The organism is Cellulomonas hominis (assembly GCF_014201095.1).
Classification (GTDB): domain Bacteria; phylum Actinomycetota; class Actinomycetes; order Actinomycetales; family Cellulomonadaceae; genus Cellulomonas; species Cellulomonas hominis.
Window position 1 is genome coordinate 1942000 of sequence record NZ_JACHDN010000001.1, and the last position, 25764, is coordinate 1967763.

At 75.7% G+C, this 25764-nt stretch carries 24 protein-coding genes and 1 riboswitch; of the genes, 15 read left to right on the plus strand and 9 right to left on the minus strand.

Annotated elements, in window-relative coordinates; translation table 11 throughout:
* Positions 1-8 precede the first annotated feature (8 nt).
* Positions 9-524: a TetR family transcriptional regulator gene (locus HNR08_RS22315; protein ID WP_276509381.1), complete on the minus strand. Its 516-nt coding sequence runs from the start codon at positions 522-524 to the stop codon at positions 9-11.
* Positions 525-610: 86 nt separating this feature from the next.
* Between HNR08_RS22315 and HNR08_RS09135 the strand changes: the two genes are divergently transcribed.
* Positions 611-2161 carry an MFS transporter gene (locus HNR08_RS09135; protein ID WP_146840320.1) on the plus strand — a complete coding sequence of 517 codons (1551 nt, stop codon included), beginning with the start codon at positions 611-613 and terminating at the stop codon, positions 2159-2161.
* Between the two features lie 178 nt (positions 2162-2339).
* Here HNR08_RS09135 and HNR08_RS09140 read toward each other — a convergent pair whose 3' ends face one another.
* Positions 2340-4577: a (Fe-S)-binding protein gene (locus HNR08_RS09140; protein WP_146840318.1), complete on the minus strand. Its 2238-nt coding sequence runs from the start codon at positions 4575-4577 to the stop codon at positions 2340-2342.
* 341 nt (positions 4578-4918) lie between these two features.
* Between HNR08_RS09140 and HNR08_RS09145 the strand changes: the two genes are divergently transcribed.
* The 6 genes from HNR08_RS09145 to mnhG are packed head-to-tail and all read left to right on the plus strand — an operon-like array spanning position 4919 to position 11609.
* Positions 4919-8008 carry a Na+/H+ antiporter subunit A gene (locus HNR08_RS09145; RefSeq protein WP_183834968.1) on the plus strand — a complete coding sequence of 1030 codons (3090 nt, stop codon included), beginning with the start codon at positions 4919-4921 and terminating at the stop codon, positions 8006-8008.
* A complete protein-coding gene (locus tag HNR08_RS09150; protein WP_146833340.1) occupies positions 8005-8532 on the plus strand; it encodes a Na(+)/H(+) antiporter subunit C in 528 nt (175 codons plus the stop codon). The genes HNR08_RS09145 and HNR08_RS09150 overlap by 4 nt, the downstream gene beginning before the upstream one ends.
* Positions 8529-10079 carry a Na+/H+ antiporter subunit D gene (locus HNR08_RS09155; protein ID WP_146833337.1) on the plus strand — a complete coding sequence of 517 codons (1551 nt, stop codon included), beginning with the start codon at positions 8529-8531 and terminating at the stop codon, positions 10077-10079. Before HNR08_RS09150 ends, HNR08_RS09155 begins: the two co-directional genes overlap by 4 nt.
* Complete coding sequence (locus HNR08_RS09160; RefSeq protein ID WP_146833334.1) at positions 10076-10657, plus strand: Na+/H+ antiporter subunit E; 582 nt, start codon at positions 10076-10078, stop codon at positions 10655-10657. The genes HNR08_RS09155 and HNR08_RS09160 overlap by 4 nt, the downstream gene beginning before the upstream one ends.
* Positions 10654-11223, plus strand: a complete 570-nt coding sequence (locus HNR08_RS09165) for an MrpF/PhaF family protein (RefSeq protein WP_168431913.1) — start codon at positions 10654-10656, stop codon at positions 11221-11223. The genes HNR08_RS09160 and HNR08_RS09165 overlap by 4 nt, the downstream gene beginning before the upstream one ends.
* Complete coding sequence (mnhG, locus tag HNR08_RS09170) at positions 11220-11609, plus strand: monovalent cation/H(+) antiporter subunit G (RefSeq protein ID WP_146833331.1); 390 nt, start codon at positions 11220-11222, stop codon at positions 11607-11609. Before HNR08_RS09165 ends, mnhG begins: the two co-directional genes overlap by 4 nt.
* Before the next feature lie 24 nt (positions 11610-11633).
* Here mnhG and HNR08_RS09175 read toward each other — a convergent pair whose 3' ends face one another.
* Complete coding sequence (locus HNR08_RS09175) at positions 11634-12374, minus strand: class I SAM-dependent methyltransferase (RefSeq protein ID WP_146833328.1); 741 nt, start codon at positions 12372-12374, stop codon at positions 11634-11636.
* Between the two features lie 106 nt (positions 12375-12480).
* Entirely contained in the window at positions 12481-12768 is a 288-nt protein-coding gene (locus tag HNR08_RS09180; RefSeq protein WP_146833325.1) for a DUF4235 domain-containing protein, read from the minus strand.
* A gap of 243 nt (positions 12769-13011) precedes the next feature.
* Positions 13012-13144: riboswitch (TPP riboswitch) on the plus strand.
* A 78-nt stretch (positions 13145-13222) separates the two neighbouring features.
* On the opposite strand from HNR08_RS09180, the gene HNR08_RS09185 reads away from it, so the two are divergent.
* Genes HNR08_RS09185 through HNR08_RS09195 form a run of 3 tightly spaced genes read left to right on the plus strand, consistent with a single transcriptional unit; the run spans position 13223 to position 17113 of the window.
* The gene (locus HNR08_RS09185; RefSeq protein ID WP_146833322.1) at positions 13223-14317 is read left to right on the plus strand and encodes a thiamine ABC transporter substrate-binding protein; all 1095 of its coding nucleotides are present in this window, start codon (positions 13223-13225) and stop codon (positions 14315-14317) included.
* 4 nt (positions 14318-14321) lie between these two features.
* Positions 14322-16073, plus strand: a complete 1752-nt coding sequence (locus tag HNR08_RS09190; protein WP_477099943.1) for an ABC transporter permease — start codon at positions 14322-14324, stop codon at positions 16071-16073.
* A complete protein-coding gene (locus HNR08_RS09195) occupies positions 16070-17113 on the plus strand; it encodes an ABC transporter ATP-binding protein (RefSeq protein ID WP_146833319.1) in 1044 nt (347 codons plus the stop codon). Before HNR08_RS09190 ends, HNR08_RS09195 begins: the two co-directional genes overlap by 4 nt.
* On the opposite strand, the gene HNR08_RS09200 is transcribed toward HNR08_RS09195, so the two are convergent.
* Positions 17100-18227: a GNAT family N-acetyltransferase gene (locus HNR08_RS09200; RefSeq protein WP_146833316.1), complete on the minus strand. Its 1128-nt coding sequence runs from the start codon at positions 18225-18227 to the stop codon at positions 17100-17102. The two genes, HNR08_RS09195 and HNR08_RS09200, sit on opposite strands and share 14 nt — an antisense overlap.
* 90 nt (positions 18228-18317) lie before the next feature.
* On the opposite strand from HNR08_RS09200, the gene HNR08_RS09205 reads away from it, so the two are divergent.
* The 3 genes from HNR08_RS09205 (at position 18318) to HNR08_RS09215 (ending at position 21185) form a co-directional block, all read left to right on the plus strand.
* Positions 18318-18953 (plus strand): YgjV family protein, encoded by a 636-nt coding sequence (locus HNR08_RS09205; protein WP_146833314.1) that lies wholly within the window; start codon positions 18318-18320, stop codon positions 18951-18953.
* 161 nt (positions 18954-19114) lie between these two features.
* Positions 19115-20353 (plus strand): Nramp family divalent metal transporter, encoded by a 1239-nt coding sequence (locus tag HNR08_RS09210; protein ID WP_146833310.1) that lies wholly within the window; start codon positions 19115-19117, stop codon positions 20351-20353.
* 181 nt (positions 20354-20534) lie between these two features.
* Positions 20535-21185, plus strand: a complete 651-nt coding sequence (locus HNR08_RS09215; protein WP_146833307.1) for a TetR/AcrR family transcriptional regulator — start codon at positions 20535-20537, stop codon at positions 21183-21185.
* Positions 21186-21197: 12 nt separating this feature from the next.
* Here the strand turns inward: HNR08_RS09215 and HNR08_RS09220 are convergent, their stop codons facing one another.
* Complete coding sequence (locus tag HNR08_RS09220) at positions 21198-21455, minus strand: helix-turn-helix domain-containing protein (protein WP_146833304.1); 258 nt, start codon at positions 21453-21455, stop codon at positions 21198-21200.
* The gene (locus HNR08_RS09225; protein WP_146833301.1) at positions 21455-21952 is read right to left on the minus strand and encodes a DUF2975 domain-containing protein; all 498 of its coding nucleotides are present in this window, start codon (positions 21950-21952) and stop codon (positions 21455-21457) included. Before HNR08_RS09225 ends, HNR08_RS09220 begins: the two co-directional genes overlap by 1 nt.
* 268 nt (positions 21953-22220) lie before the next feature.
* On the opposite strand from HNR08_RS09225, the gene HNR08_RS09230 reads away from it, so the two are divergent.
* Positions 22221-23060, plus strand: a complete 840-nt coding sequence (locus tag HNR08_RS09230; RefSeq protein WP_146833298.1) for a class II glutamine amidotransferase — start codon at positions 22221-22223, stop codon at positions 23058-23060.
* 43 nt (positions 23061-23103) lie between these two features.
* Positions 23104-23841, plus strand: a complete 738-nt coding sequence (locus HNR08_RS09235) for a DinB family protein (RefSeq protein WP_146833294.1) — start codon at positions 23104-23106, stop codon at positions 23839-23841.
* A gap of 6 nt (positions 23842-23847) precedes the next feature.
* Here HNR08_RS09235 and HNR08_RS09240 read toward each other — a convergent pair whose 3' ends face one another.
* The gene (locus HNR08_RS09240) at positions 23848-24471 is read right to left on the minus strand and encodes a response regulator (RefSeq protein WP_146833291.1); all 624 of its coding nucleotides are present in this window, start codon (positions 24469-24471) and stop codon (positions 23848-23850) included.
* Positions 24468-25670: a sensor histidine kinase gene (locus tag HNR08_RS09245; protein ID WP_246802908.1), complete on the minus strand. Its 1203-nt coding sequence runs from the start codon at positions 25668-25670 to the stop codon at positions 24468-24470. Before HNR08_RS09245 ends, HNR08_RS09240 begins: the two co-directional genes overlap by 4 nt.
* Positions 25671-25764: the final 94 nt, after the last annotated feature.

The following is a 25764-nucleotide window of genomic DNA, read 5'->3' on the forward strand; positions in this document are numbered from 1 at the left end:
TCGCGAGGTCAGCGGTCGCGCAGCCGGGACAGGACCGCCCGGGCGTCGTCGAGCGCGGTGTCGTCCCGGATCCCGGTGACCGCGTTGTAGTACATCCCGTCCCCGACGAGCTGCACGACGTGGGCGAGCGCCGGGTCGCCGAGCTCGGCGACCAGCGCGTCGTACCAGGCGGCCCGGAGCTCGTCGAGGACGGCCGTCGCGTCGTCGCCGGACTCCTCGGTGAGGCGGACGGCGGCGACGAGCGCCCGGTCCAGCGGCCCGCCGGAGGACATCGAGCCGCGCAGGTAGAACTCCGCCGCGCCCTCCGGGGCGGAGCGCATGGCGGCGACGTCGGCCGCCCCGAGCGCGGCGAGGCGCTCGCGCTGCCCCCGGGCCAGGGCCGCCTTGCTGGGGAAGTGGTAGAGCAGCCCGCCCTTGGAGACCTCGGCGGCGGCGGCGACGGCGTCCAGCGTCGCTGCGCGCGGCCCGTGCGCGATGAGCAGGCCCTCGAACGCGTCGAGCAGCCGGTCCCGGGTGGCGGTCACGGGAATGACCGTAGCGGCCTCGACGCTATACCGTCCAGACGGTACAGTCACCACCGATCCCCATCCCGACGAACGAGGTCCGCGTCATGTCCGCCCCGGTCACCACCGGTCACACCCGCCCCGCCACCACGCTCGCGCTGCAGCACCGCGGCCGGCCCGTCCGGCCCTGGGCGGTGCTCGCCGTGCTGATGCTGCCCGTGCTGCTGATCTCGGTGGACAACACGGTGCTGTCGTTCGCGCTGCCGTCGATCACGGCCGCGCTCGGGGCGTCCGGCTCGGAGCTGCTGTGGATCGTCGACGCGTACCCGCTGATGCTCGCGGGCCTCCTGGTCCCGATGGGCAGCCTCGGCGACCGCGTCGGCCGGCGCCGGCTGCTGCTGGTCGGCGCGACCGGGTTCGCGGCCGTCTCGCTGCTCGCCGCCTGGGCCACCAGCCCGGCGCAGCTCATCGGCGCCCGCGCGCTGCTCGGCATCTTCGGGGCGACGCTCATGCCGTCCACGCTGTCGCTGATCCGGAACGTGTTCCTCGACCGCGCGCAGCGGCGGCTCGCCATCGCGATCTGGGCGTCCGGGTTCGCGGGCGGCGCGGCCCTCGGCCCGATCGTCGGCGGGGCGCTGCTCACGCACTTCTGGTGGGGCTCGGTGTTCCTGCTGAACGTGCCGGTCCTGCTCGTGCTGCTGCCGCTCGCGCTGGCGCTCGTCCCGGAGTCGAAGGACCCCGCGCCCGGGCCGGTCGACCCGTGGAGCATCGTGCTGTCGCTGGCCACGATGCTGCCGCTCGTCTACGCGATCATCGCCGTCGGGGAGCACGGGGTCACGCCCGCGACCGCTGCCGGCGTGCTGCTGGGCCTCGGTGCCGGCTGGGCGTTCGTCCGGCGGCAGCGCCGGCTGGCCTCGCCGATGCTCGACGTGCGGCTGTTCGCCCGGCCGACGTTCTCCGGCGCGGTGTCCGCGAACCTGCTGTCGGTGCTCGGGTTCTCGGGGCTGCTGGTCGTGGTGTCGCAGTTCCTCCAGCTCGCGGCGGGCCTGAGCCCGATGGACGCCGGCCTGGTGCTGGTCCCGGGGCTCGCGGCGTCCGTGCTGGCGGGGCTGCTGGCCGTGCGGCTGGTCCGGCACGTCCGGCCGGGCGTGCTGATCGGGTCGTCGTTCCTGCTGGCCGCCGTCGGGTACGGGGTGCTCACGCTGGTCGGCGACGTGCCGACGCCCGTCACGGTCGCGGTGACGTTCGTGATCATGGGCCTCGGCGTCGGGCTGGCCGAGACGCTGACGAACGACCAGATCACCACGGCCGTCCCGCCGGAGAAGGCCGGCGCCGCGTCGGCGATCTCCGAGACCGCGTACGAGCTCGGCACCACGCTCGGCGTCGCGCTGCTGGGCTCGGTGCTGAACGCGACCTACCGGGCGCGGGTCGTCGTGCCGGACGGCCTCACCGCCGACCAGGCGCACGCCGCGGGGGAGACCCTGGGCGGCGCGGTGCAGGCCGCGGACGGCCTCGGGGCGGACGTGGCGGACGCGCTGCTCGAGTCGGCGCGGCTGGCGTTCGACGCGGGGACGCAGCACGCCGCGGCGGTCGGCGCGGTGGTCGCGGTCGCCGCCGCGGCGGTCTCCTTCGTCACCCTCCGCCGCGCCACGGCCTGACGCGCCCGGGCGCCCGCGCCCCGGACGGGCACCGCGCGCGGCCCGCCTGCTCCGCCGCGCCGAGTGGAGAGTTCTGCCGGACACGCCCGGCGTGTCGTGGCGGAAACCTCCACTCAGCGGCGTGGCCACGTCCTGACGGGGCTCTCCGCCCGGGCGGGCGGGCGGGCGGGGGCCGGGGTCAGGACGACGACGAGGCGCGGACGCGGTCCAGGAGGAGCAGGGCGATGTCCGTGACCTCCGGGACGCCCACCGCCGCGCGGTCGACGTCCGGGCCCGCCGCGCCGGCCGTCGCCGCCACCCCGTCCGTCAGCATCACCGTGCAGTAGGGGCACGCCGTCGCGACGACCCCCGCGCCGGTGGCCACGGCCTCCTCGGCGCGCGCCGTGCCGATCCGGGTGCCGATCGACTCCTCCAGCCACATCCGCGCCCCGCCGGCGCCGCAGCAGAACGACCGCTCGCGCGTCCGGGGCATCTCGACGGCCTCGACGCCGGGCAGGGCGGCGAGGAGCTCGCGCGGGGGCTCGTAGACCTCGTTGTGCCGGCCGAGGTAGCAGGGGTCGTGGTAGGTCACGCGCTGCTCGGGGCCCTCCGGCGCGACCGGGGTCAGCCGCCCCTCGGCGACCAGCCGGTTGAGCAGCTCGGTGTGGTGCACGACGTCGTACCGGCCGCCGAGCTGCGGGTACTCGCGGGACAGCGTGTTGAAGCAGTGCGCGCAGGTCACGACGACGGCGCGGGCCTCCGCAGCGGCCAGGGTCCCGACGTTCGCCGAGGCGAGCATCTGGTAGAGCACCTCGTTGCCCGCGCGCCGGGCGGGGTCGCCGGTGCAGCCCTCGCCGTCGCCGAGCACCGCGAACGAGACCCCGGCGGTGTGCAGCAGCTCCGCCACGGCCCGCGTCGTCCGCTTCGCCTTCTCCTCGTACGCACCGGCGCAGCCGACCCAGAACAGGTAGTCGACCTCGGCCGCGGACGCGACGTCCGCGCCGACCACCGGGACGTCGAACGGCAGCCCCTTCGCCCAGTCGAGCCGCTGCCGGGCGGGCAGGCCCCACGGGTTGCCGCGGCGCTCGAGCTTGGTGAAGGTGCCGCCGAGCTCGGCGGGGAACGCCGACTCCATGAGCGTCTGGTAGCGCCGGATGTCGACGATCGTGTCGACGTGCTCGATGTCGACCGGGCACTGCTGCACGCACGCCCCGCAGGTGGTGCACGCCCACAGCGCGTCCGCGTCGATGACGCCGGAGGCGACGAGGTCGACGTCCACGTGCCCGTCCTCGACCGGCGACCCGGCGCGCGCGGCCCGCAGGTACGGGGCGGTCGCGGCGGCGTGGTCCCGCAGCGCGAGCGTGACGAGCTTGGGGGACAGCGGCTTGCCGGTCGCCCAGGCCGGGCACTGCTCCTGGCACCGGCCGCACTCGGTGCAGGTGGTGACGTCGAGCAGCTGCTTCCAGGTGAGGTCCTCGACGGCCTTCACGCCGAGCCGGGCGTCCTCCGGCAGGTCCTCCAGCGCGGCGACGTCGAGCTCCCGCTCGCCGACCCGGACCGGCTCCAGCGGGCCGAGCGCGACCTCGCCGGCGGCCGACCGCCGCGCGTAGACGTTCACCACCGCGAGGAACCGGTGCCAGGCGACGCCCATGGTCGGCTGCAGCCCGACGACGACGAACCACGCCATCGACACGAGGATCTTCACGGTCGCGCACAGCACGACCGCGGACTCGACGGCCCCGGTGGACGCCCCGGACCACAGGTCGCCGATCCACGCCGTCGTCGGGAACAGCCAGGTCGACGCGGACCCGGCGCGCGCGGCGAGCTCGTGCTCCAGCCCGCGCAGCAGCAGCACCGCCAGCACGACCAGCAGCACGGTGGCCTCGACCACGACGGCCTGCCCGGTGTGCGAGCCGAAGAACCGCGACCGGCGGGCGGGCTCGGTCTGCGCCGGGCCGCTGCCGTCGCCGGCACCCGCGCCCGCCGCCGCGATCGCCCGCGCGGGGGTCGGCGGCACGTCACGGGGCGTCGTGCGCACCCGGACGGCGATCAGCGCGAGGATCCCCGCGAGCGACAGCCACGCGATGCCCTCGGTCAGCCAGGCCCACGGCGCGGACGACCCGAGCAGCGGCAGCGCGAACTCCGGCCGCACCACCTGCGCGTACCCGCTCACCAGGGTGAAGAACAGGACGGGGAACGAGACCATCACGGTCCAGTGCGCGACCCGGACGACGGGCTTGTGCTGGAACCGGCCGTGGCCGATCAGCTCGCGCACCACCAGCCAGGTCCGCCGCCCGACGGGCCGCAGCCGTCCCGGCGCCGCGCGCCCGACGCGGATGGTCCGCGTCAGCCGGGCCGCCCCCCGCGCGAACACCCCGACCCCGACGACGGTGGCCGCGAGCACCACGACGAGGCAGGTCACCCGGAGCGCGTCCACCCGCTCACGCTAGTGGCGGGTGCCGGGTGTCCACGAACTCGCGGACGAACCGGCCGGAAGAGCCCCGGTTCCGGACACCCGGCGTCCGTGACCCGGGAGTGTGGCGTCGTCCACACCCGGGGTGGTGCCTGGCGAGCGCTTGATACAGTGCTGGCAATCCCTCGACCTCGGTCGGCGTCCGCGCCCTTGCGCGCTCGGCGTCGCCGTGCGTCCCTGTACCTGCCCGTCGACAACACCACACGACCGCCGCCCGCCGCCCGCCGTCCCGCCTCGAGCGGTCGCGGGCCCGGACCCGGCGCACCGACCGACCGACCACCCGCCCACGACAGGACGGAGCGGACGTGCTGCAGCTCCTCGCGGTGCACCTCCTGGCTGCCCTGGTCGCGCCTGCGCTCGTCGCGTGGATCGGCCGGAAGGCGTTCTGGGTGCTCGCGCTGGCGCCGGCGTCCGCGACGGTGTGGGCCCTCTCGCTCACCGGCCGCGTGATGGACGGCGACGGGCCGACGCAGACCGTCGAGTGGATCCCCGGGCTCGGGCTCGACCTCTCCTTCCGGCTCGACACGCTGTCCTGGCTGATGACCCTGCTCGTCGGCGGCGTCGGCGCGGTCGTGCTGGTCTACTGCTCGGCGTACTTCAAGGCGCACGCGAGCGGGCTCGGCCGGTTCAGCGGCGTGCTGGTCGCGTTCGCCGGGGCGATGCTCGGCCTGGTCACCGCCGACGACACCCTGCTGCTGTTCGTGTTCTGGGAGCTGACCACGGTCTTCTCCTACCTGCTCATCGGGCACTACCACGAGCGCAAGGCCAGCCGCCGGGCGGCGATGCAGGCGATCGTCGTCACGACGGCCGGCGGCCTGACGATGCTGGTCGGGGTGATCCTGCTCGGCGAGGCCGCGGGCACGTACCGGCTGTCGGAGACGCTCGCGGACCCGCCGCACGGCGGCATGGTCACCGCGGCCGTGGTCTGCCTGCTGGTCGGCGCGGCCTCCAAGTCCGCGCTGATCCCGCTGCACTTCTGGCTCCCCGCGGCGATGGCCGCGCCGACCCCGGTCAGCGCGTACCTGCACGCCGCCGCGATGGTGAAGGCCGGCGTCTACCTGGTCGCGCGGTTCGCCCCGGCGTACTCGGAGCTCCCCGCCTGGCGGACGATCGTCGTCGTGCTCGGCTGCGGCACGCTGCTGCTCGGCGGCTACCGGGCGCTGCGGCAGCACGACCTCAAGCTCGTCCTCGCGTTCGGCACGGTGAGCCAGCTCGGGCTGATCATCCTGCTCGTCGGGTACGGCACGAAGGCGACCGCGCTCGCGGGCCTCGCGCTGATCGGCGCGCACGCGATGTTCAAGGCCGCCCTGTTCCTCGTGGTCGGCGTGGTGGACGCCGCGACCGGCACCCGCGACCTGCGCCGGCTGTCCGGCGTCGGCCGCGCGCTGCCCCTGACCGCCGCCGCGGGCGGGCTCGCGACGCTGTCGATGATCGGCGCGCCGCCGTTCGCCGGGTACGTCGCCAAGGAGGCCGCGCTGGAGGCGCTGGGCCACGACGGCGACCCGCTCGGCGTCGTCGTCCTGGTCGCGGTCGCGGTCGGCTCGGCGCTCACCGTGGCGTACGGCCTGCGGCTGTGGTGGGGCGCGTTCGCCAGCAAGCCGGTGCTGTCGCCCGCGGCCGTGCGCGCCCTCGCTGCCGCCCGCGACGCCAAGGACCCGTCGCGGGACGTCAAGGAGCCGGTCGACCACTCCGCGCACCCCGACGACGAGCGCGCCGTGCCGGCCCCGGTCGGGCGCCCGTCGCTCGTGCTCGTCTGGCCCGCGATGCTGCTCGCCGTGCTCGGCCTGGCCGTGGCGCTGCTGCCGGGTCTCGGCGAGGAGCTGCTCGCCCCGCAGGCTGACGCGTACCCGGCCGGCGAGCCCGGCCACCTGCTGCTCTGGGGCGGCTTCACCCCGACGCTGGCGATCACCGCCGTCGTGCTGCTCACCGGCGTGCTGCTGTTCGTCGCCCGCGGCCCCGTCGAGCTCGCGCAGGCCGCGGTGCCGCACGTGCCCGAGGCGGACCGGCTGTACCGCCGCTTCATGCGCCGGCTCGACGACGTGGCCGCCGACGTCACCGCGTTCACCCAGCGCGGATCTCTGCCGGTGTACCTCGGCGGGATCCTGGTGGTGTTCGTCGTCACCGTCGGCGTCCCGCTGGTCGCCTGGAACGGGATGCCGGCCGAGACCCGCGTCTGGGACCGCCCGGCGCAGGCCGTGGTCGGGGCGTTCGTCGTGGTCGCCGCCGTCCTGGTCGCCCGCGCCCGCCGCCGGCTGAAGGCGGTCATCCTGCTCGGCGTCTCCGGCTACGGCGTCGCGGCCCTGTTCCTGCTGCACGGCGCCCCGGACCTCGCGCTGACGCAGGTGCTGGTCGAGACCGTCACCCTCGTGGTGTTCGTGCTGGTGATGCGGCGCCTGCCCCCGTACTTCTCCGACCGGCCGCTGGTCGGGTCCCGGTGGGTGCGCCTCGGCATCGGCCTGGCGTTCGGCCTCACCGTCGGCGGGCTGGCGCTCGTGGTGCCCGGCGCGCGGGTGCACGCGCCGGTCTCCGTGGACTTCGCGGAGGAGGCGTACTCCTACGGCGGCGGCAAGAACATCGTCAACGTGACGCTGGTGGACATCCGCGCCTGGGACACGATGGGCGAGATCTCCGTGCTGCTGGTGGCCGCGACCGGGGTCGCCTCGCTCGTGTTCCTCCGCAGGCGGTCCGGGGCGATCTTCCGCGCCGGCGACGCCCCCGAGTCCCGGCAGGTGTGGGGCGGCGGCGAGGACCCGATGGCCGCGGTGCGCCGGCCGGTCGCCGAGCGGCCGTCCTACCGGTCCCGCGAGTGGCTGCGCGCCGGACGGACCCTGGCGCCGCGCCGCCGGTCCGTGGTGTTCGAGGTCGTGGTCCGGCTGCTGTTCCACACGATGATCGTGTACTCGCTGTTCTTGCTGTTCTCCGGGCACAACGCCCCCGGCGGTGGGTTCGCGGCGGGCCTGGTCACCGGCATCGCGCTGATCGTGCGGTACCTGGCCGGCGGCCGGTACGAGCTCGGCGAGGCGGCCCCCGTGCAGCCCGGTCTGCTGCTGGGCAGCGGCCTGTTCCTGTCGGCGGGCGTGGGCCTCGGCGCGCTGATCTTCGGCGGCTCCGTGCTGCAGTCCTGGATCATCGACATCGCGATCCCCTTCATTGGCCCGACGAAGGTCGTGACGTCGTTGTTCTTCGACGTCGGCGTATACCTCGTGGTCGTCGGCCTCGTGCTCGACATCCTGCGCAGCCTCGGGGCGGAGATCGACCGGCAGGCGGAGGCCGACGGGGAGCAGGACGTGCACGGCGCAGTCGGCGGGGACGCCGAGCCGGGCGAGCAGGTCACGGTCGACGCCGCCGCGGTCGGCCTGCTCGCGGACCCGCCCGGACCGGGAGGCGCCCGATGATCGACATGAGCCCGAACCTCGTCCTGGTGGGCGTGATCGTCGTCCTGGTGACCGCCGGGGTGTACCTGCTGCTCGAGCGCAGCCTGTCCCGCGTGCTGATCGGCGTCATCCTCATCGGCAACGGCGTGAACCTGCTGTTCCTCGTCGCCGGGGGCGCCGCGGGCCGTCCGCCGATCATCGGCCTGGAGCCCGAGGGCCGGATGAGCGACCCGCTGCCGCAGGCGATGGTGCTGACCGCCATCGTCATCACCCTCGGCATGACCGCGTTCCTGCTCGCGATGGCCTACCGGTCCTGGCAGCTGCACCGGCACGACGAGGTGCAGGACGACGTCGAGGACCGCCGCATCGCCCGGCTCGCCGCCCGCGACGAGCGCGCGTTCGAGGACGACGACACCGAGGACACCACGACCTCGCTCGACGAGGAGGCCGCGGAGACCCGCGACGAGACCGACGAGGGCGGCCCCGTCCCCGAACCCGCGACCACCGCAGCCGGCACGACGACCGAGGACGGGGAGGGCCGGTGACCGAGTACTCCTGGCTCGTCCCGCTGCCGGTCGTCGTCCCGCTGTTCGGCGCCGGCCTCGCGCTCGCGCTGTACCGGCGCCCCCGGGTGCAGCGGATCATCAGCGTCGTCGCGCTCAGCATCGTGCTGGCCGTCGCCGCCACGCTGCTGGTGCTGGCGGACGACGGGCCGCTCGTCGTCGACGTCGGCGGCTGGGCGGCGCCCGTGGGCATCGACCTCGTGGCGGACCGGCTCTCGGCGCTCATGCTCACCGTGTCCGCCGCGGTCACGCTCTGCGTCCAGCTGTACTCGCTGGCCCAGGGCGAGGCCGACGGCGACGAGGCCGCGCCCGTTTCGATCTACCACCCGACCTACCTGATCCTGGCGGCCGGCGTCGCGAACGCGTTCCTGTCCGGGGACCTGTTCAACATCTACGTCGGCTTCGAGATCCTGCTGGCCGCCTCGTACGTGCTGCTGACCCTGGGCGGGACCGGCGAGCGGATCCGCGCGGGCAGCATCTACGTCGTCGTCGCGCTGCTGTCGTCGCTGCTGTTCCTCGTGGCGATCGCCCTGACCTACGCGGCGACCGGCACAGTCAACCTCGCCCAGCTCGCCGAGCGGCTGCCGGAGATCGACCCCGACGTCCGGCTCCTGCTCCAGGTGATGCTGCTGCTGGCGTTCGCGATCAAGGCGGCGGTGTTCCCGCTGTCCGCGTGGCTGCCGGACTCCTACCCGACGGCGCCCGCGCCGGTGACGGCGGTGTTCGCCGGCCTGCTCACCAAGGTCGGCGTGTACGCGATCATCCGGACCCAGTCGCTGCTGTTCCCCGAGGGGCGCATGGACGACGTCCTCATGTGGGCGGCGCTGGCGACGATGGTGGTCGGCATCCTCGGCGCGGTCGCGCAGGACGACATCAAGCGTCTGCTGTCGTTCACGCTGGTCAGCCACATCGGCTACATGATCTTCGGCATCGCCCTGGCCTCGGAGACCGGCTGGGCCGCCGCGATCTACTACGTCGCGCACCACATCACCGTGCAGACCGGCCTGTTCCTGGTCGCGGGGCTGATCGAACGCCGGGGCGGCAGCACGTCGCTGGAGTCCCTGGGCGGCCTGGCGAAGATCGCCCCGCTGCTGGCCGTGCTCTTCTTCATCCCGGCGATGAACCTCGCGGGCATCCCGCCGCTGTCCGGGTTCCTCGGCAAGGTCGGCCTCATGCAGGCGGGCGTGCAGGACGGGACGCCGCTCGCGCTGACGCTGGTGGTCGGCGGCGTGCTGACGTCGCTGCTCACGCTCTACGCGCTGATCAAGGCGTGGAACAAGGCGTTCTGGCAGACCCCGCCGGAGCCGCTGCCCGACACGAAGCTGCCCGTCGGCATGGTCGGCTCCGCCGCGGCGCTGGTCGTGCTCGGCCTCGCGCTGACCGTCGGCGCCGGCCCGCTGTACGGGTACGCGGAGCGCGCCGCCGCCGCGCTGCAGGACCGGTCGGTGTACGTCCAGGCCGTGCTGCCGGAGGGCGGCCGGGGCGAGGGCGAGTCCGCCGACGTCGCCCGGGCGGAGGCGGACGGATGAGCCTGCACCCGCGCCGGCGGCGGCTCGCCGCGCAGTGGCCCACGATGGCCTGGCTGGTCGTCGTGTGGGTGCTGCTGTGGGGCGACCTGTCGCCCGGCAACATCCTGGCCGGGGCGGTCGTCGCGGTGGCCGTGACGGGCCTGCTGCGCATGACGCCGATCGACTTCCACGGCACGGTGCACCCCTGGGGCCTGGTCGTGCTCGTGACCCGGTTCGCCTGGGACCTCGTGCGCGCGTCGATCGAGGTGTCCTGGGTCGCCCTGCGGCCCCGGCACACCCCGCACGGCGCCGTGATCGGCGTCCAGCTGCGGAACCACTCCGACCTGTACCTCACGATGACCGCCGAGCTCTGCTCGCTCGTCCCCGGGTCGCTGGTGGTCGAGGCGCACCGGCTCACCGGCGTGCTGTACCTGCACGTGCTGGACGTCGAGCAGTCCGGCGGCGTCGAGGCCGCGCGGCAGGCCGTCCTCGACCAGGAGGAGCGCGTGCTGCGGGCGTTCGCCTCCGACGAGGAGCTCCGCGAGGCCGGGCTCGAGCCGCACCCCCGCCGCACCGGCCGCCGGGAGGTCGCCGCATGACCGTCGTCGTCCTCCTGTGCGGGGTGCTGCTCGCGATCGGCGGCGCGCTCGCGCTGATCCGCGCCGAGCGCGGCCCGTCCATGCTCGACCGCACCGTGGCCCTGGACATCGTCGTGACCGTGCTGGTCGCCGCCGTGGCCCTGTACGCCTCGGTGGACCGGCGCACCGACGTCGTGCCGATCCTCGTGGTGCTGTCCCTGGTCGGCTTCGTGGGGTCGGTGACGATCTCGCGGTTCGCCTCCGTCGAGCCGGCGGGCGAGGGGCGTGTGCGGTCCCGCGAGGAGATCGCCCAGGAGGAGGCCGAGCGCATCCGGGCCGAGGAGGAGGCCGAGACGCAGCGCCGGGCCCGCCGGGCGCGCGAGGCCGAGGCGGTCGCCGTCGAGGGCCCGCAGCCCGCGGAGGACCGGCACCAGGCCCGGGCGGAGGCCGAGGCGCGCGCCGCGGGATCGGCCGCGCCGGCGCCCGCGCGCCCCGCCGAGGATCCCGGCGCCGACGGCCGCGGCCACCACGGCTCGGAGCCCGGCACCCGGCGCTCGGACGTCGAGGACGAGGAGGGGACCCGATGACCTGGGACGCCGTCGCGGACGTCGCCGCCGCGGTCTGCTTCGTCGGCGGGGCGCTGCTCGCCCTGGCCGCCGGCGTGGGCGTGCTGCGGTTCCCCGACCTGCTGTCCCGGATGCACGCGGGCACGAAGCCCCAGGTGCTCGGGCTGGTCCTCGTGCTGATCGGGCTGTCGCTGCGCCTGCGGTCCGGCGGCGCGGTGTGGGCGCTCGTGCTGGTCGCGCTGTTCCAGATGCTCACGGCGCCGGTCGCCGCGCACCTGGTCGGGCGCGCCGGCTACCGCACCGGGAAGGTCCGGCAGGACCTGCTGGTGGTGGACGAGCTCACCGAGGCCCAGGACCGGGCGCGGGCCGCGGACGGCGACGACGAGGAGCCGGCCGGGCGGACCTGACGCCCGGCGGCCTCGCGCCGGGCGTCAGCGCCGGAACAGCGCCGCCCAGAGGAAGTCCTCGCCGAACGTCGCCGGGTCGCCGGACCGCATCCGGCGCAGCTCCACCTCGTCCAGCCAGCCGAAGGCGCGCCGCAGGTCGTCCGCCCCGTAGGCCAGGCCGCCGCCCAGGCTGCCCTCCCGGTAGAGGTCGGCGTCGTCCGCCTCGCTGCCGCCGCGCCCGTCGTGCCCCGTCGCGAAGCACGCCAGCCCGAACCTCCCGCCGGGGCGGACCGTCCGCTCGAGCAGGGCGCGGTACGAGAGCCGGCGGTGCGGCGGCAGGTGGTGGAAGCAGCCGGAGTCGTAGACCAGGTCGTACTGCTCGGCCGGCGGCTGCCAGGCGAAGATGTCCGCCCGCGCGAACCGGACCTCGACCCCCGCCTCGTCGGCCCGCTCCCGGCCCCAGTCCAGCGCCGCCTGCGACAGGTCGAGCGCGTCGACGGTGCAGCCCTGCTGCGCCAGCCAGACGGCGTTGCGGCCCGGGCCGCAGCCGAGCTCGAGCACCCGGGTGCCCGGCCCGAGCGGCAGCCGGCCGTCCGCGTTCCAGGCCACGAGGCTCTCGTCCGGGGCCCAGCGGAAGAACGGCACGCCGCGGCCGCGGTCGGCGTAGAACCGGTCCCAGAAGTCGGCTCCGCCGCGGTCGGACCACCGGTCCGCCTGCTCCGCGAACAGGGTGTCCATGAGGGCGAGGACGTCGTCGACGGTGTGGACGGACCGGGGCGTGGACATGACGGCTGACCTGCGCATTCATCGGCGAGCGGGACGCTCGAGCCTAGCGGCGCAGGGGGTCGCCGGCGGGGGACCTCCGGGCCTGGTCAGGCCTGGTCAGGCCCGGTCAGGCGTGCGGCAGGCGCCGGTTCCTGTCCACCCGCTGCACGAACTTCTTGGTCCCGCGGGTGGCGAACACCCGGGCCAGCGCGACCGCGCCGGCGGTGATCGCGGACGCCGCGACGACCTCGCCGAGCCGGATGTCGTCGGCGTCGTCCTCGGGCTTCGGGGGCTTGTGGCCGACGGCGGCCTTCCACGCGGCGTCCACGGCCTTGCCGGCCAGCCAGGCGACCGCGCCGGCGACCACCAGGCCGGTGATCTTCGCGAGCGTGGACTGGGTCTCCTCGTCGGCCACGGGTCCTCCTGGTTCGCCGCTGCGCCCCGGCGGGCGCCGGCGTGCTCGACCCACGCTAGCGCCGCCGGTGCCGCGCCGCAGGTCACCGCGTCCGGGGCATCCCGCGGGCGCGGGGCATCCTGCGTGCGCCCGGGGCAGATCCCGTGCCGCCCCGGGTGCTCGCGCGGTGCCCCCTCGCCGGGCCGCCGGGTCGCCGGGTCGCCGGGCCGCCGGGCCCGCGGGCCCCCGCGGTGTAGGGTCGGGCTCGAACGACAGGGGAGCGTCCCGGACCGTCGCCGCGAGGCGGCGCCCGACCGACGCTGAGAGTGCGGACGGACCGCAGACCCTCGCACCTGATCCGGTTAGCACCGGCGTAGGGAGTCGGGATCTCAGTCGCCTCGTGTCGTCGGCACCCTGTGCGGGCGTCCGGCGGCGCGCGGCGACCCCCTCGGTTGCACATCGAGGAGGAACCACCATGGCGCGCACGCGCGCACGCCGGAGCACCCGGCACCTCGCCCCCGCGGCCCTCGCGGCCGCGGCGGCACTGGCCCTGACCGCCTGCTCCGCGACGGGGGGACCGTCGGGGTCTCCCTCGGCGGACGCCTCCGGCGGGGGCACGGTCACGCTGGTCACGCACGACTCGTTCCACCTGAGCGACGGGCTGATCGAGCAGTTCGAGGCCGACACGGGCCTCACGGTCACGCAGGTCGCGCCCGGTGACGGCGGGGCGCTGGTCAACCAGCTGATCCTCACCAAGGACGCCCCGCTCGGCGACGTCGTCTACGGCATCGACAACACGTTCGCGTCCCGCGCGATCGACGAGGGCGTGCTGGAGCCGTACACCTCGCAGGCGCCGGCGGCGCAGGACGCGGCGCAGTACGCGCCGGACGCCTCGGACTCGCTCACCGCGGTCGACCTGGGCGACGTCTGCCTCAACGTGGACCACGCGTGGTTCGCGGAGCAGGGCGTGCCGGAGCCGGCCACGCTCGAGGACCTGACGAAGCCCGAGTACCGGGACCTCACCGTGGTCACCAACGCGGCGACGTCGAGCCCGGGCCTGGCGTTCCTGCTGGCGACGATCGGGGCGTTCGGCGAGGACGGCTGGCAGCAGTACTGGACCGACCTGCAGGCGAACGGCCTCAAGGTCGCCGAGGGCTGGTCGGACGCGTACTACACGGACTTCTCCGGCGGCGGCGCCGGCGGTCCGCGGCCGATCGCGCTGTCCTACGCGTCCTCCCCGCCGGAGACGGTCCCGGAGGGCGGCGACGCGCCGACCACCGGCGCGCTGCTCGACACCTGCTTCCGGCAGGTCGAGTACGCGGGCGTGCTGGCGGGGGCGCAGAACCCCGAGGGCGCGCGTCAGCTGGTGGACTTCCTGCTGTCCGACGCGGTCCAGGCCGACATCCCGGGCTCGATGTACATGTACCCGGTGAGCAGCGCGGTCGACCTGCCGGCGGAGTGGGCGCAGTGGGCCCCGCTGTCGGACCAGCCGTACGAGGTGCCGCTGGACGACATCGCCGCGAACCGGGACACCTGGGTCCGCGAGTGGACCGACCTGGTGACCGGCTGACGCGGTGAGCACGACGACGCGGACGTCCCCGACCGGCTCCGGCCGGCCGGGGACGTCGGCGCGCCCGGGCACCGGACCGGCACCGCTCACGGCCCCCGCGCCCGGCTGGGCCGTCGTGCGGTGGGCCGCGTGGACGCTCGCGGCGGCGGTGCCGCTGGTGTTCCTCGGGGTGTTCTTCGCCTGGCCCGTGCTGACGCTGGTGGGCCGCGGGTTCGTCGCGGACGGGGCGCTGGACCTGTCCGGGTTCGCCGAGGTGTTCGCCCGCCCGCGCACCTGGCGGATCGTCGGGCTGACGCTCGCGCAGGGGGCGATCGGCACGGTGCTGTCCGTGCTGCTCGGGGTCCCCGGCGCGTACGTGCTGTACCGGTGCCGGTTCCCCGGGCGCGGGGCGCTGCGCGCGTTCGTCACCGTGCCGTTCGTGCTGCCGACCGTGGTGGTCGGCGTGGCGTTCCGGGCGCTGCTCCGGGAGAACGGGCCGCTCGGGTTCCTGCACCTGGACGGCTCCTTCGCCGCGATCATCGCCGCGCTGGCGTTCTTCAACTACGCCGTCGTCGTCCGGACGGTCGGCGGGCTGTGGGAGCGGCTGGACCCGCGTCCGGAGCAGGCCGCCCGGTCGCTGGGCGCCTCGCCCGCCCGGGCGTTCCTCACGGTGACCCTGCCCGCGCTGACGCCGGCCATCACGTCGGCGGCGTCGCTGGTGTTCCTGTTCTGCGCGACGGCGTTCGGCACGGTGCTCGTCCTCGGCGGGATGCAGTTCGGCACGGTCGAGACGGAGATCTGGATCCAGACGACGCAGTTCCTCGACCTGCGGGCCGCCGCGGTGCTGTCGGTGGTGCAGGTCGTCGTGGTCGTCGCGGCGCTCGCGGTCGCCGCGCGGGCCCGGGCCCGGCGGGAGCGTGCGCTGTCGCTGGTGACCGAGGCCGGCGGCCCCGCGCGCCGGCCCCACCCGGTGCCCGCGGTCCTCACCGCGGTCGTCCTGCTGCTGCTCGCGCTGCCGCTCGCGACGCTGGTGCTCGGCTCGCTGCGCACCGGCGACGGCTGGGGGCTGGACCACTACCGGGCGCTCGGCACCACGGGCGGCCGCAACGCGCTGACCGTCACCGTGTGGGAGGCGCTCGCCAACTCGCTGCGCGTCGCCGTCGACGCGACCGTGCTCGCGCTCGTCGTCGGCTGCCTCGTCGCGCTGCTGGTGTCCCGGCGCCCCAGACGGGCCGCCGCGCGGCGGGCGGTCGGGGTGCTCGACGGGGTGTTCATGCTGCCGCTCGGGGTGTCGGCGGTGACGGTCGGGTTCGGCGCGCTGCTCACCCTCGGGCACCCGTTCGGGATCGCCACCGACCTGCGGACCACCGGCGCCCTGGTCCCGATCGCGCAGGCCGTCGTGGCCGTGCCGCTGGTCGTGCGGACCGTGCTGCCCGTGCTGCGGGCGGTCGACCCCCGGCTGCGCGAGGCCGCCGGCACGCTCGGCGCCGGCCCGGGCCGGGTGCTGGCCAGCGTGGACGGGGCGCTCGCGGCGCGGTCGGTCGGGCTCGCGATCGGGTTCGCGTTCGCGGTGTCGCTCGGCGAGTTCGGGGCGACGGCGTTCCTGGCCCGCCCGGACCGGCCGACGCTGCCGGTCGTGATCTTCCGGCTGATCGGGCAGCCGGGTCCGGACAACTACGGGATGGCCCTCGCGGCGAGCGTCGTGCTGGCGCTGCTGACCGCGGGCGTGATGGCGCTCGCGGAGCGGCTGCGCGGGCCGGTGGGAGGCGAGCTGTGAGCGAGGGTCAGGGGCTCGAGGTGCGCGGCCTGGTCGTGCGGTACCCCGGTGGGGTGACGGCCGTGGCGGGGGTGGACCTGGACGTCGCGCGCGGCGAGGTGCTCGCGCTGCTCGGGCCGTCGGGCTGCGGGAAGTCCTCGCTGCTGCGCGCGGTCGCCGGGCTGGAGCCGCCGACGGCGGGCCGGCTGGCCTGGGACGGGCTGGACCTCGCGCCCGTCCCGGTGCACCGCCGCGGGTTCGGGCTGGTGTTCCAGGACGGCCAGCTGTTCCCGCACCGGGACGTCGCCGGGAACGTCGCGTACGGCCTGCGCGACCTCGACCGGGCGGCCCGCGCGGCCCGCGTCGCCGAGCTGCTCGACCTCGTGGGCCTGCCCGGGTACGGCACGCGGCCCGTCGCCACGCTGTCCGGCGGCGAGCGGCAGCGCGTCGCTCTCGCCCGGTCGCTCGCGCCCCGGCCCCGCCTGCTGCTGCTCGACGAGCCGCTGTCCGCCCTCGACCGGTCGCTGCGCGAGCGACTGGCGGAGGACCTGCGCCGGGTGCTGACCGCCACCGGGACGACGGCGCTGTTCGTCACGCACGACCAGGACGAGGCGTTCACGGTGGCCGACCGCGTCGCCGTCATGTCGGCCGGGCGGCTGCGCCAGGTGGCCACGCCCGAGGACCTGTGGCGGCGCCCGGCGGACCGGGAGGTCGCGGAGTTCCTCGGCTACCGGACGTTCCTCGCCGCGGCCGGCTGGGGCTCGGCGGCCTCGGCCGTCGAGGGCGACCTCGTGCCCGGCACGCTGGCCGTCGCCCCGGGCGGCTGGCGCGTGCTCGCGCCGGGCGAGGAGCCCGCAGCCGGGGCGCCCGTGCGGTCGGCGCGGGTCGCGGGCCGGCGGACCCGGCGCGGGCGCGTCGAGCTGGTCGCGGTGCTCGACCCCGAGGACGTCCGGGTCACCGCCGGGCTGCCCGCCGGCGGCGCCGTGCCGGACGACGGCGCGCGCGTGCGGGTGGTCGCCGACGAGGGGGCCGTGGCGGTGGTCGGCCTCAGCCCAGCGTGATCTGCCACTCGCCGGAGCCGCCGGCGGGGCGGAACCCGAGCGCCACGTTGATCGCGAGCATGTGCGCGTTCTCCTCGGCGTTCCAGGTGCCGATCCGCCGCGCGCCGGGCTGCACCTCGGCCAGCCGGGCGAGGTTCGCGGTCTTCACCAGCATCCCCAGCCGCCGGCCGCGGTGCTCCGTCAGCACGAGCGTGTCGTCCTGGTGCACGAACTCGTCGGTGTCCGGGCGGCTGACGAGCGCGGAGTAGGCCACGAGCGTGCCGGTCGGCACGTGCTCGGCCGCCGTGCACCGGTACGTCATGCCGCGCTCGCGGTGCTCCTGCTCGGCGGCGCGGACCCGCGCGGCGTCCCAGACGTCCTCCCGCAGGTCGAGCCCGCCCATCGGGGCGTCGGTGCTCATCCGCGTCGCCAGGTGGGCGAACTGGTCGACCCACGCGTCCGGGCACCGGCCGTCCCACTGCACGACGCGGTAGTCCGGCCCGGCCACCCGCGCCGCCTCGGCGGCGTGCGCCGCGAGGACCGCCGGGTCGAGCGGCACGTCGAGCACCGACCGCCGGGCCACCTGCTCGAGCGCCCAGCCGCGGTGCACGGCGAACGCCACCGACGGGTCGTCCGCGCGCACCCGGCCGGTCCCGGTCGACGGCACGAGCGTCCCCGGACCGGGATCCGGCTCGGAGCCCTGGTCGATCGACGTCATGAGCACCGTGCGGCCGTGCTCGCGGGCGGTCGCCACGACCCGCTCGTAGAGCGCGGAGCCGACGCCGCGCCCCCGGTGCTCCGGGCGGACCAGCACGACGATCCACGCCAGGTGGGTGTTGTCCTGCGTCGGGAGGTCGAGCAGGCCGTAGCCGAGCACCCGGTCGGGGTCCGGCGGGCCGTCGCCGGGCGCGGCGTCGAGCGCCACGAACCGGAGCTTGGTCTCGTACTCCTGGTGCCGCAGGCCGCCGAGGGTCTCCTCGGGCCGGCGGGCCTCGTCCAGCACGCCCCAGATGTCGAGCAGCGTCGCGTTCGCGGCGTCGACGAGCCCGCGCAGCAGCCACGCGTCCGGGGCGTCGAGGTCGGCCGGGACGGGCAGGGGCACGACGTGGAGGTCGGCGACGGGGGCGGGGGCCATCCCGCCATGCTGGGGCACCGCCCGCGCCGCGTCGAGGACTTTCGGCCGTGCCGGACCGCCGCGACGCTACCGGGCGGTAGCCTCGCCGCCATGCCATGGCTGGAGATCATCGGGTGGACCGGCTCGGTCCTCGTCGTCGTGTCCCTCATGCAGGCGCGCGTCCTGCGGTTCCGGTGGATGAACTTCGCCGGCTCGGTGATCGCCGCCGCGTACAACGCGGTCGTCGGGATCTGGCCGTTCGCCGTGATGAACGGGGTGATCGCGGTCATCGACGCGTACTGGCTGTGGCGGCTGACCCGCGAGCGGCACGACGCGGACGTGTTCCAGGTCGTGCCGGTCGGGGCGGAGGACGCGTACCTGCGGCACGTGCTCGGGGTGCACGCGGACGACATCGCGCGCTACTACCCGTCGTTCGGCGGGGCCGGGGGAGCCGGGGAGCGCTGGGCGTACCTCGTGCTGCGCGGCGACGAGACCGTCGGCGTGGTGGTCGTGCGGGACGCCGGGGAGGGCGTCGGCGAGGTGCAGCTCGACTGGGTGACGCCGCGGTTCCGGGACTTCGCGCCCGGCGAGTTCGTGTACCGGCGGAGCGGGGCGTTCGCGGGCACGGGGCTGCGCTCGCTGGTGGTGGCCGACGACGCCCGGGACACCGGGGACTACCTCGAGCGCGTCGGGTTCCGGCGCGAGGACGGGCGGTGGCGCCGGGACGTGGAGCCCGCCGCGGCCTGAGCCGGTCCCGGGAGCGCCCCGCCGCACCGGGTGGAGGGTTCTGCCCGACACGCCCGGCGTGTCCCGGCGAAACGCTCCACTCGGCGGTTCCGGCGCCCGCGCCCCGCCCGTGCGCCGACGTGTGCCTACACTGAGTTCGGACATCCGAACTTGGAGGTGCGGTGACCAGCACAACACAGCGGCAGGCGGCGGCGAAGGGCCGGGTGCTGCCCCTGCTCGGGCCCGCGTTCGTCGCGGCGATCGCCTACGTGGACCCCGGGAACGTCGCCGCGAACCTCACGGCCGGCGCCCGGTACGGCTACCTGCTGCTGTGGGTCCTGGTCGCGGCGAACGCGATGGCCGTGCTGGTGCAGTACCAGTCCGCGAAGCTCGGCATCGTCACCGGCGACTCCCTGCCCGGCGTGCTGGGCAAGCGGCTGCGGCGCGGTCCGCGGCTGGCGTTCTGGGCGCAGGCCGAGGTGGTCGCGGCGGCCACCGACATCGCCGAGGTCGTGGGCGGGGCCATCGCGCTGAACCTCCTGTTCGGGCTGCCGCTCGTGCTCGGCGGGCTGATCGTCGGCGCGGTGTCGATGCTGCTGCTCGCCACGCAGAACCGGTACGGCCAGCGGCGGTTCGAGTCGCTGGTCGTGGCGCTCCTGCTCGTCATCGTCGTCGGCTTCCTCTGCGGCCTGGTCGTGGGCCCGCCCGACCCCGCGGCGATGCTCGGCGGCCTGGTCCCGCGGTTCGCCGGGACGGACTCGGTGCTGCTGGCCGCGTCGATGCTCGGCGCGACCGTCATGCCGCACGCGATCTACGTGCACTCCGCGCTGAGCCGCGACCGGTTCGGGCGGGTGCACGCGCCGGCGGAGCGCGTCGGCCTGCTGCGGGCCACCCGCTGGGACGTCGGCGCCGCGCTGACCCTCGCCGGCTCGGTGAACATCGGCCTGCTGCTGCTCGCCGCGGCGAACCTGCGGGGCGTCGAGGGCACGGACACGATCGAGGGCGCGCACGCGGCGATCAGCGGGGCCCTGGGCGGCGGCATCGGCGTGGTGTTCGCGATCGGGCTGCTGGCGTCGGGCCTCGCGTCGACGTCGGTCGGCTGCTACGCGGGGGCCGCGGTGATGGAGGGGCTCATCCACCGGCGGATCCCGCTGCTGGTCCGGCGGGCGATCACGCTGGTGCCGGCGCTGGTGCTGCTGGGCGTGGGGGCGGACCCGACGTGGACGCTCGTGGTCAGCCAGGTGGTGCTGTCGTTCGGGATCCCGTTCGCGGCGATCCCGCTGGTGCGGCTGAACCGGGACCGGGCGCTCATGGGGGCGCACGCGAACGGCCCGCGGCTGCAGGCGGCGCTGGTCGTGGTGGTGGCGCTGGTCGTGGCGCTCAACCTGGCCCTCCTGGTGCTGCTGGCCACGGGCGCCTGACCTTCCTGTACCGGAACTCCGAAAACCAGCCCCGACCTGCGGCCTCACGCGCCGAGGATGCAGCAGGTGTCGACCTCGGGCGCGGCGAAGCAGCAGCTGGTGCACTCTCGGCGCCCGCGGTGCCCGGGTTTTCGGAGCCCCGGTACAGGAAGATATCCGTAGTGCTGCTACGGTTTGCCGCGTGACCAGCAGCGACGGGCGCTCCCTGCGCGCCCAGGGCACTCGCGCACGGATCGCCGAGGCCGCCACCCGGCTGTTCCTCGACGACGGGTACGGCCCCACCACCATCACGGCGGTCGGTCGCGCCGCGGGTGTCGGGGTGCAGACCGTCTACTACTCGTACCCGTCGAAGTCGGACATCCTCGTCGGCTGCCTCGACCACGCCGTCGACGGGGCCGACCGCCGGGACGCCGCCCCCGATCTCGCGGAGCAGCCGTGGGTCCGGGCCGTCGTCGCGGAGGCGGATCCGGCGCGCCGGGTGTTCCTGCACGCGCGCGGGGCGGCGGAGCTGCTCGGCCGGGCGGCCGCGGTGCAGGACCTGGTGCGGGCGCACGCCGTCGGCGACCCGGTGCTGCACGCGGCGTGGGAGCGGGACGAGGCGCGCCGCCGGGCGGTGCACCGGCTGCTCGTCGAGGCCTGCGAGCGCGACGGGGTGCTGCGCGCGGGGCTCGACGTCGAGCAGGCGACGGACCTCGTGACCCTCGTGCTCGGGCCCGAGCCGTGGAACGCCCTGGTCCGGCGGGGTGGCTGGAGCGCGCTCGCCTGGGTGCGCTGGGCCCACCGCACGCTGCTCGCCGACCTGGTGCCGTCCCGCTGGGAGCCGGACGCGTAGTCCGGCCGCGTGTCAGCCGGCGGCCTCCTCGGGCTCGTCGACCGCCGCCCCGCCCGCCGGCTCGCCCGCCGGCTCGTGCCGGAGCAGGTCCCCCGGCTGGCAGTCGAGCACGTCGCACAGCGCCTCGAGCGTGGTGAACCGCACCGCGCGGGCCCGGCCGTTCTTCAGCACCGCGAGGTTGGCGGGGGTGATCCCGACCCGGTCGGCGAGCTCGCCCACCGACATCTTCCGCCGGGCGAGCATGACGTCGATGTCCACGACGATGGGCATCAGATCACCTCGTCGAGCTCGGCGCGGAGCGTGGTCGCCGTGCTGTCCAGGGCGACGGCCTTCGCCAGCAGCGCCCGCAGCACGAGCACCAGCAGCGCGATGCCGCCGACGCCCATCGCGACGATCCCGAGCGCGAGCACCATGCCCGGCGGCACGGCCTCCCCGGGCGCCAGGACGACGCCGAGCAGCAGGAGCAGCCCCGCAGCGACCGCGATCGCGCCGATGATGACGTCGACGTACCGGAAGGCCGAGCGGCTGAACACCGTGTCGGCCCGGACCATCGTCAGCAGCCGCCAGATGCAGACCAGCACGACCTCGACGGTCGCGACCCCGAGGATGCCGATCACGACGACCGGCCAGCGCAGGTGCACGACGTCGTCGCCGCCCTCCGCGATGTCGACCCCCAGCAGCGGGAGCAGGACGGCCTGGAAGAACAGCAGCCCCGCGAACAGCAGGACGATCACCACCCGCAGCACCCGCCGCGCCAGCTCGGACATCGTCGTCTCCTGGGGGCTCGACCTATCGAAGAACGATAGCAATCTATCGTCTCTCGCCCGGTCTGCCAAGCGCCACCGGCAGAGTGGGACGTTCGAGCAGACACGCCGACGGCGTGTCCGTCCGGACCTTCCACTGCGCGGACGGGGGGAGCGATCGGCGCGGCACCACCCGCCGCGGGGGAGGAAGCGGCGCGCACGCGCGGCGTACGGTCGGGCGGACCAGCGCACCCGCACCGGCGCGGGGGCGCGCCCCGCCCAGGAGGTCCCCATGTGCCGTTGGCTCGCCTACACCGGCTCCCCGGTGTCGTTGGAGGACCTGCTCTACAAGCCCACCAACTCCCTCGTCATGCAGAGCCGGCACAGCCACCTGGGCGTCGAGGCCGTGAACGGCGACGGGTTCGGCGTCGGCTGGTACGACGAGCACTCGCCGATCCCGGGCATGTTCCGCAGCATCGAGCCCGCGTGGTCCGACCGGAACCTGCGCGAGCTGTCCGCGCACGTCCGGTCGGGCACCGTCCTCGCGCACGTCCGGGCCACCACCGGCACGGCCGTCCAGCAGACCAACTGCCACCCGTTCCGGCACGGCCAGTGGCTGTTCATGCACAACGGGTCCATCGGGGGGTTCAGCACCCTCAAGCGCGATTTGCAGCTGGCGGTGGACCCGTCGCTGTTCCCGCTGATCGAGGGCTCGACCGACTCGGAGACGGTGTTCTTCGTCGCGCTCAGCCTCGGGCTGATGGACGACCCGAGGGCCGCGATGGCGGCGACGGTCGGGCTGATCGAGGACGTCGGGCGCAAGCACGGGGTGCTCTACCCGGTGCAGGGCACGTTCGCGACCACCGACGGGGAGCGGCTGTGGACGTTCCGGTACTCGTCGGAGGGCCGGTCGCGCTCGCTGTTCCGGAACCGGGACGTCGCCGTGCTGCGCGCGCAGTACCCGGACCACCCGATGCTCGAGGGCCTGTCGGACGAGACCCGGATCGTCGTGTCCGAGCCGCTCGGGGACCTCAAGGGCGCGTGGCTCGAGGTGCCGGAGAGCAGCTGCCTGGTCGTCGACCACGGCGCGGAGGAGATCGTGCCCTTCGGCCCGGTGGTCACCGCGGTGTAGAACGGTGCCCCACGGCGACGGCGACCACGACGCAGGGGGCACCATGACGGCACAGGCGCGGGGAGACGGCGGGCGGGAGTTCGTCGACGCGGACCTGCGGGGGGCGCGGTTCGTGCGCAGCACCCTGGCCGGGGCGGTGATGCGCGGGGTCGACGTCGAGGGCGCCGACATCGACGCGCCCTGGCTGCCCGGCGGCGCGCTGCTGGTCAACGGCGTCGACGTCGTGCCCTACGTCGAGGCGGAGCTGGACCGGCGGTTCCCCGGGCGGGCGCTGCGCGGCGCGACCGACCCGGACGGCCTGCGCGCCGCGTGGGCGGCGGTCGAGCGGACCTGGGCGGCGACGCTCGACCGCGTGGCCACGATGCCGCCGGGCACCGCCGACGTGTCGGTCGCGGGGGAGTGGTCGTTCGCGCAGACGCTCCGGCACCTGGTCATGGCGACGGACACCTGGCTGCGCGGCGCGGTGCTCGGCGTCGAGCGGCCGTACCACCCGATCGGGCAGCCGAACGCCGAGTACGCCGCCGACGGGCACGACCCGTCGGTGTTCGCCGCGGAGCAGCCGGACTACGCCGAGGTGCTCGCCGTGCGGGCGGGCCGGGTCGCGATGGTGCGGGAGCACCTCGCGGGCGTGACGGCGGCGGACCTGGCGGCGGAGCGCCGGAACCCGTGGGCGCCCGAGTACCCCGAGACGGTGCTGTCCTGCCTGCACACGATCCTCGAGGAGGAGTGGGAGCACCACCGGTTCGCGGTGCGCGACCTGGACGCGATCGCGGCGGGGTGAGGTCCCTCAGGAGGTCAGGACCCCCCGCTCCCGGGCGACCGCGACCGCGCGCGTCCGGGAGGTGACCCCGAGCTTGTCGTACAGGTGCGCCAGGTGGGTCTTGACCGTCGCCCGGGAGACGAACAGCTCCCGCGCGATCTCGTCGTTGGAGCGGCCCGCCGCCACCAGGCGCAGCACGTCGAGCTCGCGCGAGGTCAGGGCGAGCCGGGGCGCCCGGACCCGGCCCAGCAGCCGCTCCTGCACCGCCGGGCCGAGGGCGACCTGCCCGGCGGCCGCCGCGCGAACCGCGCGGGTGAGCTCGTCCGTCGGGGCGTCCTTGAGCAGGTACCCGGTCGCCCCCGCCTCGACGGCCGCGAGGATGTCCGCGTCCGAGCCGTAGGTCGTGACGACCAGGACGGCCGGGCCGCCGCGCTCCGTGAGCACCCGCGTGGCCTCCGCCCCGCCCATCCGGCCCGGCCCGAAGCGCAGGTCGAGCAGCACGACGTCCGCGTGCTGCGTCGCGGTCCAGCGCAGCAGCTCCTCCGCCGTCGGCGTCTCGGCGACGACGCGCATGTCCGGCTGGCCCTCGAGGACGGCACGCAGGCCGGCGCGCACCACGGGGTGGTCGTCGGCGATCACGACGTCGATCACGCGTCCTCCTGCTCGTCCGCCCCGCGCGCCAGCGCGGGCAGGCTGACCGCGACGGCCGTCCCCTCGCCGGCCGCGGTCTCCACCGCCAGCGTCCCGCCGAGGTCCCGGACCCGCGAGCGCATCGCCGTCAGGCCGAACCCCCCGCCGGCGGCGGGCGCGTGGGGGTCGAAGCCGGCGCCGTCGTCCACGACGTCGAGCAGCACCCGGTCCCCGGCGTAGGTCAGCGTCACGTCGGCGCGGCGGGCGTGCGCGTGCTGGCGCACGTTGGCGAGCGCGGACTGCGCGACCCGCAGCAGCGTGGTCTCCACCGGCACCGCGAGCGGCCGCGGGTCGCCCTCGACGTGCGTGGTCACCTGGAGGCCGTCGCCGCCGGTCCGCTCCGCGACCCGGCTGAGGGCGTCCGGCAGCGACGAGGCGACGAGGTCGGCGGGGGCGAGGGCGCGCACGAACCGGCGGGCCTCCGCCAGGTTGTCCCGGGCGGTGTCGCGGGCACGGTCGACGAGCCCGGCGGCGCGCGCGTCGTCGGAGCCGATCGCCTCCCGCGCCGTGCGCAGCAGCAGCTCGACCGCCGAGAACCCCTGCGCCAGGGTGTCGTGGACCTCGCGCGCCAGCCGCTCGCGCTCGGCGGCCACCACGCGCTCCCGTTCCGCGGACGCCAGCAGCCCGCGCGCCGCGGCCAGCTCCTCCAGGGCGCGCTGGCGCGCCTGCGACTCGCGGACGACCGCCTCCAGGCCCAGGACGACGCCGACCGCGACCGCTGCGCCGACCACCGGGCCGAGGACGTACCCGAGCGCGGGGTCGCCGTCGGGCCGTCGAGCGAGGCCCGCCGCGACGGCGCACAGCGTGGTCAGCGCGGCCAGGGGCACGCCCCGGCGCGGGCCGAGGACGTGCATCTGCAGCAGCACCAGGGGGAAGGCGAGCCACAGGGCCGCCGGGGAGGCGGCGAGCAGGACCAGCCACAGGACGAGGTCGGCCGCCATCCACAGGGCACCGCGCGCGCGGGGTGCGTCCACCGGCCCCTCGTGCACCCGGACGTGCCGGCGGCCCCGCACGTGCACGCCGACCAGCGCCGCACCCCCGGCGCCCGCGACCCACCGCGACCCCGGCGGCGCCTGCACGACCGCGACGACGACGAGCGCGACGAGCAGCACGTCCAGGCCCCGCAGCAGCGCACGCGACGCATCGACCAGTCGTCCCACCCCGGTCACGCTAGCCGGGGCGGGACCGCGCGCATCGGCCGAAAGGACGAGGCGCGGGTCGACCCTCCGGCGCCCGGGACGCGACCGTCCGCCC

Excerpts from the sequence above, each read along its gene's own strand:
- HNR08_RS09165 (WP_168431913.1), top strand. The coding sequence starts at position 10,654 with ATGACCGTCGTCGTCCTCCTGTGCGGGGTGCTGCTCGCGATCGGCGGC.
- HNR08_RS09175 (WP_146833328.1), bottom strand. The coding sequence starts at position 12,374 with ATGTCCACGCCCCGGTCCGTCCACACCGTCGACGACGTCCTCGCCCTC.
- HNR08_RS09150 (WP_146833340.1), top strand. The coding sequence starts at position 8,005 with ATGATCGACATGAGCCCGAACCTCGTCCTGGTGGGCGTGATCGTCGTC.
- HNR08_RS09185 (WP_146833322.1), top strand. The coding sequence starts at position 13,223 with ATGGCGCGCACGCGCGCACGCCGGAGCACCCGGCACCTCGCCCCCGCG.
- mnhG (WP_146833331.1), top strand. The coding sequence starts at position 11,220 with ATGACCTGGGACGCCGTCGCGGACGTCGCCGCCGCGGTCTGCTTCGTC.
- HNR08_RS09160 (WP_146833334.1), top strand. The coding sequence starts at position 10,076 with ATGAGCCTGCACCCGCGCCGGCGGCGGCTCGCCGCGCAGTGGCCCACG.
- HNR08_RS09225 (WP_146833301.1), bottom strand. The coding sequence starts at position 21,952 with ATGTCCGAGCTGGCGCGGCGGGTGCTGCGGGTGGTGATCGTCCTGCTG.
- HNR08_RS09200 (WP_146833316.1), bottom strand. The coding sequence starts at position 18,227 with ATGGCCCCCGCCCCCGTCGCCGACCTCCACGTCGTGCCCCTGCCCGTC.
- HNR08_RS09205 (WP_146833314.1), top strand. The coding sequence starts at position 18,318 with ATGCCATGGCTGGAGATCATCGGGTGGACCGGCTCGGTCCTCGTCGTC.
- HNR08_RS09220 (WP_146833304.1), bottom strand. The coding sequence starts at position 21,455 with ATGCCCATCGTCGTGGACATCGACGTCATGCTCGCCCGGCGGAAGATG.
- HNR08_RS09235 (WP_146833294.1), top strand. The coding sequence starts at position 23,104 with ATGACGGCACAGGCGCGGGGAGACGGCGGGCGGGAGTTCGTCGACGCG.
- HNR08_RS09230 (WP_146833298.1), top strand. The coding sequence starts at position 22,221 with ATGTGCCGTTGGCTCGCCTACACCGGCTCCCCGGTGTCGTTGGAGGAC.
- HNR08_RS09135 (WP_146840320.1), top strand. The coding sequence starts at position 611 with ATGTCCGCCCCGGTCACCACCGGTCACACCCGCCCCGCCACCACGCTC.